This window comes from Pseudoneobacillus rhizolycopersici (assembly GCF_054786815.1).
Genome location: NZ_JBTOOE010000001.1, coordinates 295,063 through 311,904 on the forward strand (window position 1 = coordinate 295,063; position 16,842 = coordinate 311,904).

13 protein-coding genes are annotated in these 16,842 nt (G+C 41.4%); all 13 read right to left on the reverse strand.

What is annotated here, in order from left to right; genetic code table 11:
• Positions 1–4: 4 nt before the first annotated feature.
• The 13 genes from ACX9YW_RS01565 to ACX9YW_RS01625 all read right to left on the reverse strand — a co-directional run bounded on the left by ACX9YW_RS01565 (position 5) and on the right by ACX9YW_RS01625 (position 16,550).
• Complete coding sequence (locus tag ACX9YW_RS01565) at positions 5–838, reverse strand: deoxyribonuclease IV (protein WP_460340740.1); 834 nt, start codon at positions 836–838, stop codon at positions 5–7.
• 23 nt (positions 839–861) lie between these two features.
• Positions 862–3,435 carry a DEAD/DEAH box helicase gene (locus ACX9YW_RS01570; RefSeq protein ID WP_460340743.1) on the reverse strand — a complete coding sequence of 858 codons (2,574 nt, stop codon included), beginning with the start codon at positions 3,433–3,435 and terminating at the stop codon, positions 862–864.
• Between the two features lie 114 nt (positions 3,436–3,549).
• Positions 3,550–4,305, reverse strand: coding sequence for an exodeoxyribonuclease III (locus ACX9YW_RS01575; protein ID WP_460340746.1), 756 nt, complete (start codon positions 4,303–4,305; stop codon positions 3,550–3,552).
• A gap of 15 nt (positions 4,306–4,320) precedes the next feature.
• Entirely contained in the window at positions 4,321–5,376 is a 1,056-nt protein-coding gene (locus ACX9YW_RS01580; protein WP_460340750.1) for a DmpA family aminopeptidase, read from the reverse strand.
• A 1-nt stretch (position 5,377) separates the two neighbouring features.
• Positions 5,378–6,313 (reverse strand): dipeptidase, encoded by a 936-nt coding sequence (locus ACX9YW_RS01585; protein ID WP_460340753.1) that lies wholly within the window; start codon positions 6,311–6,313, stop codon positions 5,378–5,380.
• 14 nt (positions 6,314–6,327) lie between these two features.
• A complete protein-coding gene (dat, locus tag ACX9YW_RS01590) occupies positions 6,328–7,158 on the reverse strand; it encodes a D-amino-acid transaminase (protein ID WP_460340756.1) in 831 nt (276 codons plus the stop codon).
• A gap of 140 nt (positions 7,159–7,298) precedes the next feature.
• Positions 7,299–8,846: an ABC-F family ATP-binding cassette domain-containing protein gene (locus tag ACX9YW_RS01595; RefSeq protein ID WP_460340759.1), complete on the reverse strand. Its 1,548-nt coding sequence runs from the start codon at positions 8,844–8,846 to the stop codon at positions 7,299–7,301.
• 547 nt (positions 8,847–9,393) lie between these two features.
• A complete protein-coding gene (locus ACX9YW_RS01600; RefSeq protein ID WP_460340762.1) occupies positions 9,394–10,740 on the reverse strand; it encodes an aspartate aminotransferase family protein in 1,347 nt (448 codons plus the stop codon).
• Positions 10,741–10,755: 15 nt separating this feature from the next.
• The gene (locus ACX9YW_RS01605; protein WP_460340764.1) at positions 10,756–12,228 is read right to left on the reverse strand and encodes a CoA-acylating methylmalonate-semialdehyde dehydrogenase; all 1,473 of its coding nucleotides are present in this window, start codon (positions 12,226–12,228) and stop codon (positions 10,756–10,758) included.
• A 12-nt stretch (positions 12,229–12,240) separates the two neighbouring features.
• A complete protein-coding gene (locus ACX9YW_RS01610; RefSeq protein WP_460340767.1) occupies positions 12,241–12,456 on the reverse strand; it encodes a hypothetical protein in 216 nt (71 codons plus the stop codon).
• Between the two features lie 18 nt (positions 12,457–12,474).
• The gene (hydA, locus tag ACX9YW_RS01615) at positions 12,475–13,893 is read right to left on the reverse strand and encodes a dihydropyrimidinase (protein WP_460340770.1); all 1,419 of its coding nucleotides are present in this window, start codon (positions 13,891–13,893) and stop codon (positions 12,475–12,477) included.
• Between the two features lie 16 nt (positions 13,894–13,909).
• Complete coding sequence (gene preA, locus ACX9YW_RS01620) at positions 13,910–15,196, reverse strand: NAD-dependent dihydropyrimidine dehydrogenase subunit PreA (protein WP_460340773.1); 1,287 nt, start codon at positions 15,194–15,196, stop codon at positions 13,910–13,912.
• A gap of 28 nt (positions 15,197–15,224) precedes the next feature.
• Entirely contained in the window at positions 15,225–16,550 is a 1,326-nt protein-coding gene (locus tag ACX9YW_RS01625; protein WP_460341263.1) for an NAD(P)-dependent oxidoreductase, read from the reverse strand.
• Positions 16,551–16,842: the final 292 nt, after the last annotated feature.

A 16,842-nucleotide genomic window follows, 5' to 3' on the forward strand; every position in this document is an offset into this window, starting at 1 on the left:
TCAATTACCCCCATGTCTCTATTAAACGACTAATTTCTTCTTCATGGGTAATCCCCTCGTCTGAAGGGGTTTCTAAAATAAACGGTATTTTTTCAAATAAATGTACTTGAATCAAGGCACTAAATTGATTTTCAGTTATATAGCCATTGCGAAAAATATTGGCATGACGATCTTTCCCAGAACCAACCGGATATTTCGAATTATTCAAATGAATGGCTTTTAAATGATCAAAATATCCTAGTGCGACACCCTTTTGGGTGAACTCATCTAGATTTTCACCCGTCCATAATTGGCTTGAAAATGCATGGCAAGTATCGAAACAAAATCCAATCTTTTCAGAGTAGCGACAAAGACTGCGTACTTGTACTAGTTCCTCCATCGTTGTTCCCATAATTCCAGGAGTTCCAGCGACATTTTCGATTAAAAGTTGGCAGTCACCATCCCAGTTTTCTAGCACTGTATCTAGCATTTCAATCATCAACTGATATCCTGCTAAAGGATTAGAGGCACTAATATGACTGCCAAAATGCACAACCACACCTATTGATCCACAGGCATTTGCAATTTCTAAATCATTCTTGAGTGACTTAATGGTTAGTTCCTTTTTACTTGGCGACGGAGTGAGATTTGTCGGATAAGGGGTGTGGGCAATCGATATAATCCCATATTCTTTACAAAATTGTCTACAATAAGAAGCATCGTCTGGATTAAAATCTTTTACCGTTAAGCTTCTGGGATTTTTCGGAAAATATTGATAAGCGGATGCGCCGATTTTAACAGCCCGTTTCGCAGCCCCCAAATAACCTTCCTTAATGCTAACGTGCGCCCCAAATAACAAATCACATCACAACCTTCCTTTGGTTAGTACCAATCTTCCTCATATCGTCGTCGGTAACGCGCCTCATAACAGCTGTTACAAATCGGAAATGGATGATCCAACGAAAGTTTTCGGCCACAATTCTTACACTTTTTCGTTAGTGTTTTGACTTCTTTTTTTAAGCTTTCATGGACATCATCGCTTATATTTGCTCGCAACCGTTCCCAATAAATCGCCTCTGTTCCTCTACCTAATCGATATAAAAATAGGAGGTGAAGACCGATCGCCTTGTAAGTTAGTTCCAGATCTTCAAGACTTCGTTTTTTAATTCTCGGTTCTGGTAAATCAACGCCCTCAACAATCGCAAACATATTTTGTTGCCATTGCCGTACTAACTCAGGTTCTTTTATCGAAAATGGCATATGCAAAAATCCGTATAAATCAACCAATGATAATCGAGCTTCAATCTCGGTGCCGCGAATTAACTCATATAGTTCTTTTTCTTCGGATAATGTAGCCTTAACCGTCCCTTTTGGACTCTTAAATTTTCCCCAGAGTTCAAAGAACATTCCCAAATCACGATAGTATTTCTGAAACCGATCAAACACCCCCGTTGTTGGTGCAACCGCAAATTCATAAACAGGGACGTCTTCCTTCTCAAGTAAATCTTTCATTACTTTAATATCTTCGGTAAAGGAAACCTTTCCGGTATTATATATTCCCTTGCGACCGGCCCGACCCGCAATTTGTTTGACTTCTTGTGAGGTGAGGCGACGTCGTTTTTCCCCATCAAACTTCGTATTTTCTAAAAAAACAATTCGCCGAATGGGTAGATTTAACCCCATTCCAATTGCATCGGTTGAAACGATTACCTTCGTTTCACCTTTAATAAATCTTTGTACTTGCTTTTGTCTAGTCTCCGGAGGCATACTTCCGTATATCATACTGACAGACTGACCCGCACGCTGTAGACGAGCAGCATTTTCAAGCACTCTCTTTCGCGAAAAACAAATTAGGGCATCCCCTTTTTTAACATCATTCATCTTGAATGTTTTTGCTTCGACCTCAAGCGGGGTCTCGCGGGTATATTCATTTATTTCGATATCAGCATCCCCTAATAGCTTTAACATCATCGACTTGGCACTTTTGCTTCCAATAATATGAACCTCATTGGCATTTGCCTTTGAGATTGCCTTATACCACGCAAATCCTCTATCCTTATCGGTAATCATTTGCGCCTCATCAATCACGACCACATCATAATAATCTTTTTCATAAAACATTTCGACCGTGCAAGAAATATGCCGGGCTCCTTGAACAGGCTTTTCCTCTTCACCTGTTTTGAGTGAACAAGGCGTACCCTCGTGATTTAGCTTGTCATATACTTCTAATGCAAGTAATCTAAGTGGCGCTAAATATAGGCCACTTTCGGCCTGTTTCATTTTTTCAAGGGCATGAAAGGTTTTACCCGTATTTGTATCTCCGATATGTAGCACATATCGAATCGGCCTTCCATGGGATAGACTATATTCCTTACCAAAAATATCTTCGAGCATTCGAGCTTCTTCTTGCCTTTTCCGCTTTAATTCCTCTTGCTCTTTGATTTTCCGTTTTGCCCAGGCTTCACGGTCCCTCACATAGATTTCTCTGTGTTTTTCGAAATCAAATGGAATATCGGCCAATTGTAATAGATCCATTACATATTCCTCTTGAATCGCTTGGAAATAGTTTTCGGCTAATTCATAGAGATGATCGTCCAACATATCTTCATCTAATTCTTCAATTCCTTCACCGAAAAGTTCCTCATACTGTTGTGTAAGTTCTCCAGGAAGATTCTGAATGACCATCTCCGAAGCAATGTCAAAAAGCTGCTGATGGATAACCCGTTCATAACCGTATTCGTAAGTTTCATATTCAAAGAAGGATCGGCCACCATGTGTGGTTTTATGGATATTTCCTGTGAGTTCTTCAAAAAACTCAGCCATCGCCTGGAAATCTTCAGCTTTAAAAACGCCTTCTTCCTCCAGCTTGATTTCCAACGCAAAGGTATCAACTTTTTTATATTTGGTTTTCGTTTCGAAGTCCTTTTGTAATTGCTGTGCCACTTGATGACGCACTCTTAAATATAGTTGTTCTTCATTTTCGTGAAGAATATCGGCTATAGCATCATCTAGGTCGTCTTGTATCTGTCTCCGTGCCTCAAATAACTGTTCTTCCCGCTCGCGGTTGAAAAAGTGATGTCTTGCCTTTTCATAACGTTCAACCCATTTTTGCTCCTGATTTTGAAAAGTTTCAGATAGCCATTCGATTACCGGAAACGGTTGATAGTCCCGCATTTCATTCCGGAACAAGGTGTTAATTAATTTACGATTAACCCCATCTACTTCAAAATCTTTTTCTGCTAAAAATTCCTTTTTTTCATTTTTTGAGACTTTATTGTTGACGTAATTAAGCCAAACATTAACCCAAATTTGTTCCAGATAATGCTTACGGTCAAGCATGTATTGCTGAAATGTGGGCATTTGCTCTTTATTTTCCAAATAATAATCAATATCCTGATATACTTTTTGTTTTGTATGCTGGATGGCTAGCGGGTGTACTGCTTCAATACTACTCAAATGGGGTTCCCCCTTTTTTTGAACAAAACATGATTGTAAGATGTACGTATGTATTAAATCAAAAATACCTAAATAAAAAAGGACAATTATGTCCTTTTTTATTCAGTATTAACATTAAATCTCAATTTCAAGCACCACCGGACAGTGATCGCTTCCTAAAATATGTGAATCTATCCTGGCATCGACCATTTTTGGTGCTAATCGCTCTGATAAAATAAAGTAATCAATCCGCCATCCTATATTCCGCTCGCGGACCTTGTTCATATAGGACCACCAAGTGTAGGCACCTTCAAAATCGGGATATAAATAGCGGTAGGAATCAACAAAACCACTACCTAGTAAGTGGTCCATCTTACCTCGTTCCTCATCCGTAAACCCGGAATTACCACGGTTTGATTTCGGGTTCTTCAAATCTATTTCCTTGTGTGCAACGTTAAGGTCACCGCAGAGAATTACAGGTTTGACCGCATCTAATTTAAACAAATAATCCTTTAGAACATCCTCCCAAGTTAGGCGGAAAGGCAGTCGTGCTAAGTCACGCTGGGCATTTGGAGTATAGACCGTAACAAGATAGAAGTCTTCAAATTCTAGCGTAATGGCACGACCTTCTGAATCATACTCTTCCATCCCTATCCCATTTCGGACTGATAGAGGCTCTTTTTTTGTAAAAACCGCCGTACCGGAATAGCCTTTTTTGACCGCATAATTCCAAAACTGCGAGTATCCCTCTAATTCAAGATTGATTTGTCCCTCTTGCAATTTCGTTTCTTGTAAACAAACAATATCGGCATCAACTTCACGAAAATAATCTAAAAAGCCTTTCCCGACACAAGCCCTAAGGCCATTCACATTCCATGATACTAATCTCATTACTAATTCTCCTATCTATATTTGAAGAAAGGGAAAGGGATAGCTTTCAACGACTCTGCTAGCCCGACCACTCGTCGTTTTCGCTTGTGACAAAGAGTTTAAGATTGCCTCTTCAGTCGCTTCAGCAGCAGCGACAAATAATTGATTAAAGAGCGGCTGGTCTTCCCTTAGATAACTTCTTGTTTCCAGCGAGTTTTCGCTAAAATGGGAGTAGCGATTGGCTGTTGAAAAAGCAATGACAATATCACCACTTCCATGGCTAAAATGACTTCCTGTCCGCCCTAAACCAATCCCGCATCTTTTGGCCACTCGTTGTAGTTGACGGGAATCGATTGGAGCATCAGTAGCTAGTACAATAATAATCGAGCCATCAGCTGTTTCATACAAACCAGTAGTTCCACTATGTAATAAATACCTCTCAGCCTGGAATTCGTCCTTTTTTCCAAAATTACTTAAAACAAGGCATCCCAAGGTGAAAATTTCGTCACCCTCACCATGAATAACACGTGAAGATGAACCTATTCCGCCTTTATGCCCAAAACAAACCATGCCTTTTCCAGCCCCAACAGCGCCTTCTTCAGCAACTTCAGATGAGGCTTGGTGAATGGCCTCTATCGCCTGTTCTGGCGTAACAGGCAATTTTCGAATTGAATTCAAATAACTATCGTTGCACTCCCCAACAACGATGTTGATTGTTCCAGTCGTTTCGCCGATTTCTTGGTTTGTTTCAAGCATGTACTGCAACGTTCCTTGTGTCACCGCAGGAACTCCGAACGTATTCGTCAGCATAATCGGTGCTTCCAGCAAACCTAGCTCATTAACCTGAACAAGACCGGTTGTTTTCCCAAACCCATTAAGAACATAGCTCGTGGCAACGACTTTTTCTTTAAAAAGATCTCCTCCATGTGGTAAAATCGCCGTCACACCTGTGCAGGCATATTCTGATCCATTTTTATCCAAAGGATAATCTAGTGTGACATGCCCGACCTGAACTCCTTCTACATCGGTAATACAGTTTTTTCTACCCGTAGGTAATGTACCAATGATCATCCCCGCTTCTCTTATCTTCATTTTACTTAACAGCCTTTGGGCGGAAGTTTAGGAAATTTTGATAAGCAAAGCCTCTCACTTGGTCCTCGCTAAAATGTTTTAACAGCTCGTTAATCAAATTCGGATACTTAGAGGCATCTTCCAACCCTGAAACAAAGGTTGAGATTCCATCAAAATCTGAACCTAGCCCGATGTGTTGAACGCCACCAATTGAACAGAAATGATCAATATGCTTCACCACATCGGCAACTGTAGCATTGCCGCCTTTTTTCACAAAAGGAGGACAAAAAACGACATGAATCATACCGCCTTTTTCAAACATAGCCTGTGCTTGGGCATCCCATAAATTCCGTGGATGATCACAAAGAGCGCGCGAATTTGAATGGCTGGCAATCGGATATTTTGCTAAATCAATGACATCCCAAAATGCTCGTTCTGACAAGTGTGAAACATCCGTTAAAACTTGATACTCATTATTTAATCGGACAACCTCTTTACCAAATAAGGTTAGCCCACCACCACGTGGTTCACCAGCTCCATCGGCTGCCAGATTGGCATTATTCCAAGTTAATCCGACAGAACGTACACCAAGCCTAAAAAGAGTTCTTAGTTTCGTCAGGTCATTTCCAATGGCATCGACACCTTCTAATGTCAACATCGCACCGATTTCGCCGGGCTTTAGCTGGTCAAAATCAGCCCATTCTTTAATATGCTTCATTTCAGGATTTTTCCCTAACACTTCCTGGTAAAAATAATCGATTTGCTCGAGGACACATTGAAATTTCTGATCAAAATGAATGGTCGGCTCAATAAAAATTGCAAAACATTGTACTTTGACATTCCCTTTTTGCAAACGAGCCATGTTTGTTTCAAGCTCCGTCGCATCTGCATATCTTAATGCCCCTTTTCCTTCCCAAAGCTTGAGAAGGGCATCGCAATGTAAATCGATAATCTCCATTTTCACCGCTCCCTCTATATGGTCTTTAAAAATTGTTGATATAACTTTTTCGTGATTTCACCTGGTTTGCCACTGCCAATGACTTGATTCCCAACGTTTACAATCGGCATAATTTCTGAAGTTGTACTCGTTACAAATACCTCATCGGCTGTTAAAAGTTCATCCGGCGTTACATGTTTTTCGATATAATCGATGTTTAGTGTGGCAGCAACATTTTTAACAGCAATTCTTGTAATTCCTGGTAAAATATGCTTTGTAAGTGGGGTGGTATAGACTTTTCCATCTTTCACGATAAACACATTCGAGCTCGTTCCTTCTGTCACAAATCCATCCTTAACTAAAATCGCTTCATAACATCCTGCTTCATGAGCTATTTGCTTCGCTAAAATATTTGGCAATAGATTCAAAGATTTTATGTAACAGTTCGCCCAACGCTCGTCGTCATGAAAAATCGCTTTCTCTCCGTTTTCACGGCTCTCAATCGATAGCACCTTAGCAGGTCTGACCGTCATCGTTATGGAAACAGGAACATTTGGAAAAAGATGATTTCTCGTCGCAATACCTCTAGTAATCTGCAAATAAACATTACAATCTGCCAGTTGCGATTTTTCCACTGCCTCAAGAATTAAATTTTTAAAATCATTCAACGTATTTGTGATCGGTAGTCTTATAGCATTTGCACTATTGATTAAACGTTCTAAATGCTCCTCTAGCATAAACAGCTTTCCGTTATAAACACGTATCACTTCGTAAACACCATCACCAAATTGATGACCTCGCTCATCAATCGGTAGAACAAGCTCGTCAATCTCCACATATCTTCCATTTATATAGCCAATACTCATAGGTATCACTCCTAAATTTGAAAATCTACTCTTAAAAATGAGTATATCACGTTCGAAGCGAGTCAAGAAAATTTTTCCCATTATAAAACCTCCTACAGCCATAATTTTCCGAGGAGGTACATGAATTAGTTTAGATAAAATTATCGTTTCCAGCTCTCCAAATCCCACACTTCCGTTACCCAATCCTTATAAAAATCGAGCTCGTGGGAAACGATTAGCACTGTTCCTTCGTAGTGGTGTAAGGCATTCGCTAATATCTCCTTTGCCCGAACATCCAAGTGGTTGGTCGGCTCATCTAATATCAGCCAATTACTGTTTTCTAACATAAGCTGACAAAGACGTACTTTCGTTTGTTCTCCACCACTTAACGAACTTAATGATTGAGAAATGTGCTCCGATCTTAACCCTGCTCTTGCAAGTGCCTGGCGAACTTCCTTTTGTGTCATTGTTTCATGTTTAGACCAAATAAATTCAAGTGGGGTTTCATCCGAGGTCGTATTCCATTCTTGAGCAAAATATGACGGATAAACATTTTGACCAAAAGAAACTCTCCCATTAAAAGGCGGTAACTCTCCCAGAATTGTTTTCAACATGCTTGATTTGCCAATTCCGTTATGACCGATGATGGCCACTTTTTCTCCACGTTTAAGTTTAAAATCAAATGGTGGTAACAATTCGTACTCGTACCCTACTGCTAATTGAATTGCTTCCACGATAAGGCTAGCTGGACGTTCCGAAACCTTAAAGGAAAATCTCGGCTTTGGTGTCGAGTCCGGTTTCACAATCCGATCCATTTTTTGAAGTTTTTTCTCACGGGCTTTCGCTTGTTTAGCTGTGGAGGCCCGGGCTTTATTTTTCTGAATATACGTTTCCAGCTTCTGAATTTCCTCTTGCTGCCGGTCAAATGCGGTGAAAATTTGCTGCTTTCGAAGTTCATATTGCTCGGTAAACTTATGATAATTCCCCAAATATCTCGTTAAAGTTCGATGTTCAAGTTGATACACAACATTCACCACTTCGTTTAAAAACTCAGTCTCGTGGGAGATGAGGATAAATGAATGTTGGTAATTTTTCAGATAGCCCGTTAACCAAGCAATATGTTGGGTGTCCAAATAGTTGGTTGGCTCATCTAACAATAGAATATGCGGTTCTTTTAATAAAAGCTTCGCCAGCAATAGTTTGGTCCTTTGCCCTCCACTTAATTGCGAAACGTCCTTATCCATTCCGAGAACGTAAATTCCTAGACCTAGCGCAACATCGTCAATCTTGGCATCTATGTGATAAAAATCATGATGATCCAATAGTTCTTGGATTTGCGCAAATCGCCTAAGACTTTTTTCAAGCTCTTCTGTTCTGCAATTCGCCATACTTTCTGATATCCGAAGCATCTCAAGTTCCATATCATAAAGATGTTGAAATGCGCTTCTTAAAAATCCTCGTATGCTTATTCCTGCCTGTAATTCAGCATGCTGTTCCAAAAAACCAACTTGAATATTGGGCAGCCACTGAATGGTTCCGATATCGGGCAATAGGCTGCCTGATAGGATTTGAAGGAGAGTTGATTTTCCGGCTCCATTTGGCCCTACTAGCCCAACTCGTTCCTTATTTAACAACCGAAATTTAATATTTTTAAAAATTAATTTATCGCCAAAATAATGAGTTAAGTTTTCAACCGAAACTATGCTCATAACTGTCACTCCTTAGTTCAAATTATTTGAACCAATCGCAACAAGAGGTAGACTCTTTCATTATATTCTGATGTAAAAAAGGTAGAGGAAAGAACCTCTACCTTTGATCGGTTTTCAAAATAGCTAGCTAAAAGCCATTTTGGGGAAACGCGAATATTGATAAGAGGAAAGGGAGCTAACGTTCGTTGTTTACGATTGGTTTCACTAAAAATGGGCACACTAATCCCGTTTATAGTTTCATCCCAAACAAACAACGAAAGTGCTCATCGGACCCTTAATCCCCCTTTAATGTAAAAAAATAGTATTACTCCTACATCATATGTTAGATGGTGGAAAAAAGTAAAGGAATTTGTCACCTAATTTTTTGGTTTCTTACAAAAAAGGTATCATTCTTTAATTTGATGACCCTTTTCTCGATTTCACACAAAAACAGTAACCATTCTTCAGTTTGATGACCCTTTTTCCCGGATTTTATACAAAAAGGTCATCAATCTCCAAAAAAAACACTCGCCAACACAATCCAGCGAGTGCCTAACAATCATCTATCTTATTTAATCTTCTCCAATGCCGCAACCAAGGTCTTCACAACAAAACTCAGATCTTCTAGCTCAATATTCAATGGTGGAGACAACGTCAACACGTTGTTAAAGCCGGCAACAGTGAAACCATTTTTACCAATAATCAGCCTCTCGGCCTTGCAATCGGCAATAACTTTATTCACTAAGCCACTATCCAATGGTGCCTTAGAGGTCTTATCCTCAACCAGCTCAATTCCAATCAGCAAGCCTTTTCCGCGAACATTACCGACGTAAGGATGTTCTGCCAAAAGGGAGCTCAACTCATTTAAGGCCTTTTCCCCTAAGTCACGCGAACGGTCGAATAGCCCCTCACGCTCCATAATCTCAAGATTCTTCAGCGCTAACGCACAAGCGGCCGGATTCCCACCAAAAGTATTGACATGACGGAAGAACTCATATTCCCCAGAACCTTTAAAAGCTTCATAGATTTCCTTCCGAACCGCAGTGGCGGACAAAGGTAAGTAGGCGCTCGTTATTCCCTTTGCCATCGTTATAATATCAGGTTTCACCTCATAGTTCATAAAACCAAACGGCTTACCAGTACGACCGAAACCACAAATAACTTCATCTACAATTAACAAAGCCCCATGTTTCTCGCAAACCTCTTTTGCAGCCTTCATATACCCATCCGGAGGAACAATGACCCCCCCACCGGTAATAATTGGCTCCATAATCATCGCCGCGATTGTTTCACTTAACTCCCACGTCATTACACGGTCAATTTCTCGAACACTATGTGGGTCTGCTGAATTAAATTCGTCACGATAGCTGTCAGGTGGGGCGACATGAATAAAGCCAGGTGTCAATGGCTCATACAAGTACTTCCGCTGCGCCTGCCCCGTTGCCGCCAGAGCCCCCATTGAACTACCGTGGTAACCACGGTATCGAGAAACAATTTTATATCGACTACCTTCACCACGTTGTTGATGATATTGGCGAGCAATTTTAAAAGCGGCTTCGTTAGCCTCAGATCCACTATTAGAATAGAAGATGACGTACTCATCGCCAAGCCATTCATTAAGCTTTTCAGCTAGTTTAATAGCAGGAACATGACTTTGAGTCAGCGGAAAATAGGCCATTTCCTTAAGTTGTTCAAAGGCCGCCTCCGCAAGTTCCTCTCGTCCATAGCCAACATTGACACACCATAGCCCTGCCATTGCATCGAGGTACCGTTTCCCATCGACATCAGTAATCCAGGAACCGGACGCTTTTTCTACAACAATCGTAGCATTCGGATTATGAGGTTTCATACTGTGCCAAACCAAGCGTTCATCTTGTTGCTGCAACGTTTCTTGAGAATGACTCATTTGTACCATAAAAACCTTCCTTTCCTATCCATCAAAACGCGATGTGATCATTTTTTTTCGTGTAAAGAAGTTCAAACCGTCTTTACCGTTAACATGAAGGTCACCATAAAAGGAATCCTTCCAGCCAGAAAACGGGAAGAACGCCATCGTTGCCGGTACTCCGACATTAATTCCCAGCATACCGGCATCCGCTTCCTCTCGGAACTTTCTAACCGCACGTGCATCATTCGTATAAATGGTTGCACCATTTCCGTAACGCGACTTTCGAATAAATTCAAGCCCCTCATCTAAGTCCTTAGCGCGTAACAGACTTAACACAGGTGCAAAAATTTCATCTCTAGCAATCGTCATTTCTGGAAGGACATGATCAAAGATGGTAGGACCTAAGAAATTCCCCTCTGTCAGCTCGCCCTCGCCCATTTCCCGCCGTCCATCACGAATCAGGTCTGCCCCTTCTTCTATACCCTTTTCAATGTATCCCAATACTTTCTCACGGTGCTCACGGCGAATGATTGGAGTTAATAACACTTCATCATCCATCCCATTGCCAATAATTAATTCATCCGCTTTTTCTTTCAAAGCTTTCACAAACGGTTCATTATCACCGACTACAACTACAGCACTGCAAGCCATGCATCTTTGCCCAGCACTGCCGAAAGTTGAACTTAATACATGTTGAACTGCCTTTTCCAAGTCGGCATCTGGCATAACGATATGATGGTTCTTCGCACCGGACAACGCTTGAACCCGCTTCCCTTCAGCAGCAGCACGTTCGTATACATACTTGGCCACTGGTTGTGAACCAACAAAGGAAATCGCAGCAATATCGCGATGTTCTAATAATCCATTCACCACATCGTGAGCACCATGGACAACATTCAACACCCCTGCAGGAGCTCCAGCTTCTGTAAATAATTCAACCAATCGGTTAGCTAAAATGGGCGTCCGCTCAGATGGTTTCAAAACGAAAGTGTTTCCACAGGATATGGCAAGTGGGAACATCCACAATGGCACCATCATTGGAAAGTTAAACGGGGTAATTCCACCAATAACTCCCAGCGGATAACGAAACATTTCCGAATCGATATCTTCAGCAATCCCCGATAGAGTTTCCCCCATCATTAATGTCGGTGCGCCACACGAAAACTCTACGCATTCAATCCCACGCTGAACCTCACCGTAGGCTTCCTTGTAGGACTTTCCATTCTCTTGAACAATTAATTTAGCAAGCTCCTCATGATTTTCAGTTATAAGGTGGTGATATTTGTATAGAATCCTAGCTCGTTTTGGGACAGGGACGTTTTTCCAGGTAGAAAACGCTTTTTTCGCAGCAGAAACTGCTTGATGAACATCCTCTTTAGTTGAAATTGGCACTCTGGCCAACAACTCGTTTGTCGCTGGGTTAGGTACATCCAAAGAATGCTTGCTACTGGACTCGACCCACTGGCCATCGATATAGTTTTTTAATACCGTCGTATTGTTTTTCGTAATCGTCATCTTACTTCTCCTTTATGCCCTGCTATTTTGTTGTATAAGAATACTAGAAAAATACTTCCGTCCATTAGCGGTACCAACATGAATCGTTTCCTTTTGCTCGCTATCCGGATGGAAAAAATCCACATAGGCACCATTTAAATTTTCCAAAATAAAGCCAATTCGGTAGCCCTTCTGAATGAGAAAATCAATCTTGTCACGTTCTGCTAAAAAAAGTTGGTGCTCCGACATCGTACTCCCCCATTCTCCTTAGATAGATTGAAGTTCACTTTGGTCTAACGTTGTATTAGCATTATACTTAGCTCGTTTTAAATAATTACCTGAACCTGGCCGACCGACAAATTGCTTTTCACGAATGACAAATTCACCACGAACAAGCACAGATACTGGCTCTCCAATCACCTTCATCCCTTCAAAAGCATTATAATCAACCGCCATATGATGGGTTTCCGCAGAAATGATCCTTTCCATATTTGGATCAAAAATGACAATATCAGCATCCGATCCAACTGCAATCGTCCCTTTTTGTGGGAACAGCCCAAATAGCTTAGCAATCCGAGTCGATGTAATATCAACAAATTGATTTAAACTGATACGCCCCTTCTTTACCCCCTCTGAAAAGAGAATCGACACTCGATCTTCAATCATTGGACCGCCATTTGGAATTTTTGTAAAATCATCCTTTCCCAAATCCTTTTGCCCCTTGAAATCAAACGAGCATTGGTCAGATCCAAGTGTTTGCAGCTGACCATTTTTCAAGGCATTCCAAAGAACTTCTTGATGCCACTTTTCGCGCAATGGCGGTGACCAGACATATTTTGCTCCTTCAAAATTAGGTTTTTCTAAATAGGTTTGATCCAGCACTAAGTATTGCGGGCACGTTTCTCCCCATACATTCAGCCCTTTATTACGGGCTTCAGCAATTTTTTCAACAGCATTTGCACAAGAAACATGAACAACATATAACTGTGAATTAGCCAATTCGGTTAAAAGTGCCGCCCTGCCGGTTGCTTCCCCCTCCACTTCTGGAGGTCTGGTTAAGGCATGATAGATTGGCGCGGTATGACCTTCATTGATTGCCTGCTTTGTTAAATAGTCTATAACATCCCCATTTTCCGCGTGAACCATGACAAGGGCACCATACTCCTTGGCTGCTAAAAGAGTTCGATAGAGCGTAGCATCATCTGCTTGGAAAACATTTTTATAGGCCATAAAAACTTTAAAAGACGTGATCCCTTCCTCTTCAATCACTTTTGGAAGTTCGTTTAGTACGTTTTCGTTTATTTCCCCAATCATCAGGTGGAATCCGTAATCAATGACCGCTTTATCCTTGGATTTGTTATGCCAGGTTTGGATAGAGTTTTTTAACGGTACTCCTTTTTGAGTTAAGCAAAAATCGATTATTGTCGTTGTCCCGCCAAACGCTGCAGCCATTGTGCCCGTTTCAAAGTCATCCTTTGTAACGGTGCCACCAAAGGGCATATCCAGATGCGTGTGTGGGTCAATTCCGCCTGGAAACACTAAACACCCCTTTGCATCGATGATTTCAGCTCCAATAGCGGAGAGATTTGACCCAATGGCCGATACCTTACCATCTTCAATTAAAATATCAGCCATATACGTATCCGAAGCGGTGACAATCGTACCATTTCGAATCAATTTACTCATACTTGTAAGCCCCCTTTTATTTGGCTATATCAGTTTTACATTGTGTGACGAGATTTAATACTGCCTGGCGATCATTCCAAGTCATTGGCGGATGCTCATTTGGCACCTCAATCATGTCAATCGCCCCATCAACTGGGCAAACAATAGAACAAAGATTACATCCGACACAGTCTTCCTCACGAACTTTTAGATAGCTCTTTCCGTTTGTATCTGTCAGCATATCAATACATTGATGGGAGGTGTCCTCACAGGCAATATGGCATTTATTGCAGTTAATACAGATGTCGGTGTTTATTTTAGCGACAATATTGTAGTTCAGATCTAAATCTCCCCAATCGGAATAACGAGGCACTGATTTGCCGATTAATTCTGAGACAGAGGCAATGCCCTTATCATCAAGATAATGATTTAAACCTTCAATCATATCCTCGACAATTCGGAAACCGTGATGCATCGCTGCTGTACATACCTGAACCCCAGTCGCCCCCATTAACAAATATTCAACAGCATCACGCCAATTAGAGATTCCGCCAATACCAGAGATTGGGACATTAATTCTTGGGCTGCGTGCACATTCGGCCACCATATTAAGGGCTATCGGCTTTACCGCCGGACCACAATAGCCACCATGGGCCCCTTTTCCGTCAACATGAGGTATCGTATTCCATGTATCCAAGTCAACACCCATCAGACTGTTGATCGTATTAATCATACTAATCGCATCTGCACCACCCCTTACGGCGGCCTCAGCAGTGGCTGTGATGTCCGTAATGTTAGGCGTTAATTTGACAATGACAGGTGTTTTTGCCACCTCTTTTACCCAATAGGTTTGCTTTTCGACTAAAGCGGGTACTTGGCCGGAAGCAGAACCCATGCCGCGCTCAGCCATTCCATGTGGACAGCCAAAATTTAGTTCTAGGCCGTCAACGCCTACATCTTCAACTCTTTTGACAATTTCATGCCATTTTTCCTGTTTCGGTTCTACCATTAACGAAACCACAATCGCATGGTTAGGAAACAGCTTCTTTGTTTCATAGATTTCCTTTAGGTTTACTTCAATTGGTCGATCCGTAATCAGCTCGATGTTATTAAATCCTGCAACTCGCTGCCCATTAAAACTGATGGCAGCAAATCGAGACGAGACGTTCAAAATGGGATCACCTAGTGTCTTCCATACAGCTCCTCCCCAGCCCGCTTCGAATGCGCGCTGGACCTGGTAACCTGAATTTGTTGGCGGGGCTGACGCGAGCCAAAACGGATTCGGTGATTTGATTCCTGCTAGATTAATAGATAAATCAGCCATTTATCAAAACCTCCTTTACTTTTTTTACTCATTTAACCTCAATGGCAGCGAATTGTTTATGTAGTGAATGCGCTACTAGCTTCCCTTGCTGGGCTGCAGTCACAACCATTGCTTCGCCATTGCCCTTTCCACCAAATATCACATCGCCACAAGCAAAGATTTTTGGATTCGAGGTTTGGAACGTTTCTTTATCAACTTGAACAACACCATGATCATGTCCTAGATATAGAGATTCTATTAGATCCAAATGACGTGTTTGACCAATTGCCTTAATCACAGCGTCAACCGGAAGGATATATTCAGAGTTTTCAATTGGCATTGGACGAGCACGGCCATCTGGACCAAGTTCGCCAAGTTTCATTTTGATACACTCGATTCCTATAACCCTACCGCTTGCATCCCCGATAATCCTTTTTGGAGCAGTTAGCCATCGGAACTCAACTCCATCTTGTTTCGCGAATTCATACTCAAAGTCGTATGCACTCATTTCTTCTTCCGTTCTGCGGTACAGGATTTTGACATTTTCAGCACCTAGCCTAACCGAACAAGTCGCTCCGTCTATTGCCGTATTTCCAGCTCCGATTACAACAACCCGTTTACCAGCAAAATCTGTTGTTAACTGATTTGTCTTCGTAGCTTTAACAAATTCGATTGCGTCATAAACTCCCGCTAGTTCTTCGCCTTCGATATTCAGATTTGGTACAGCTGACATACCTACAGCCAGAATAACAAAATCAAAATCTTCAATTATTTTTTTAGCTGGTATGTCCTTTCCAACCCGTGTATTCGTTCGAATATTCACACCCAATTTCTCGACCTGATCCACTTCCCAGAACGAGATTTGCTGTGGTAAACGGAAGGATACAATACCAAAAGTGTTTAACCCTCCCGCTCTCTCCTCCGCTTCAAAAATCGTCACATCGTAACCAAAGCGAGCTAACTCTCTTGCAGCTGATAATCCAGCAGGTCCACCGCCAATAACAGCAACGGTTTTTCCATTCCTTGTTCCAGGTTCAAACATCTTGAGTTCATTATGAATCGCCCAATCCGTCGCGAAGCGTTGCAGCTTACCAATTGGGATTGGATTCGTTGAATGATTTAATACACATGCCCCTTCACATAGCTCTTCAGTCGGACAGACACGTGCACAGCTAGCGCCAATCGGGTTAGCTGTCATAATCTTCGTTGCCGAACCTTTTAAATTCCCTGATGCAATTTTTTTAATAAAGGTTGGGATATCGATACCAGTTGGACAGGCTTTAATGCAGGGGGCATCATAGCAATAAAGACATCGATTTGCTTCCTCCAATGCCTTTCGGTTCGTTAATCCAGGGTCTACCTCCTGAAAGTTCATTTCAAGATGTGTTAATGAAAATCTTTCGCGTTTTTGAGTTGCCAAGCCATTTACCTCCTTTTCATTTGTTAAAAACAGGGACAGTACCCCTCTCGAATATTGCCCAGTCTTTTAAAGCAGAAAAGCTTTCATCATTTCATATGTTCCTGTCTAGAATCACGGTAAAACGCTTTTCCTTAAATCGATACGACAAAGGATTGGACTTTATTCTCGTAATTATTTTCTGAATCTTCCATTAACTTACCATAACCAAGCCGTATTTTTTGTTGGATTTAGTAGAAAAAGCCAACCC

Bases quoted from the DNA above. Each gene is read 5' to 3' on its own strand.
- preA (WP_460340773.1), bottom strand. From the start codon at position 15,196: ATGGCTGATTTATCTATTAATCTAGCAGGAATCAAATCACCGAATCCG.
- hydA (WP_460340770.1), bottom strand. From the start codon at position 13,893: ATGAGTAAATTGATTCGAAATGGTACGATTGTCACCGCTTCGGATACG.
- ACX9YW_RS01625 (WP_460341263.1), bottom strand. From the start codon at position 16,550: ATGAACTTTCAGGAGGTAGACCCTGGATTAACGAACCGAAAGGCATTG.
- ACX9YW_RS01600 (WP_460340762.1), bottom strand. From the start codon at position 10,740: ATGGTACAAATGAGTCATTCTCAAGAAACGTTGCAGCAACAAGATGAA.
- dat (WP_460340756.1), bottom strand. From the start codon at position 7,158: ATGAGTATTGGCTATATAAATGGAAGATATGTGGAGATTGACGAGCTT.
- ACX9YW_RS01575 (WP_460340746.1), bottom strand. From the start codon at position 4,305: ATGAGATTAGTATCATGGAATGTGAATGGCCTTAGGGCTTGTGTCGGG.
- ACX9YW_RS01595 (WP_460340759.1), bottom strand. From the start codon at position 8,846: ATGAGCATAGTTTCGGTTGAAAACTTAACTCATTATTTTGGCGATAAA.
- ACX9YW_RS01610 (WP_460340767.1), bottom strand. From the start codon at position 12,456: ATGTCGGAGCACCAACTTTTTTTAGCAGAACGTGACAAGATTGATTTT.
- ACX9YW_RS01585 (WP_460340753.1), bottom strand. From the start codon at position 6,313: ATGGAGATTATCGATTTACATTGCGATGCCCTTCTCAAGCTTTGGGAA.
- ACX9YW_RS01605 (WP_460340764.1), bottom strand. From the start codon at position 12,228: ATGACGATTACGAAAAACAATACGACGGTATTAAAAAACTATATCGAT.
- ACX9YW_RS01580 (WP_460340750.1), bottom strand. From the start codon at position 5,376: ATGAAGATAAGAGAAGCGGGGATGATCATTGGTACATTACCTACGGGT.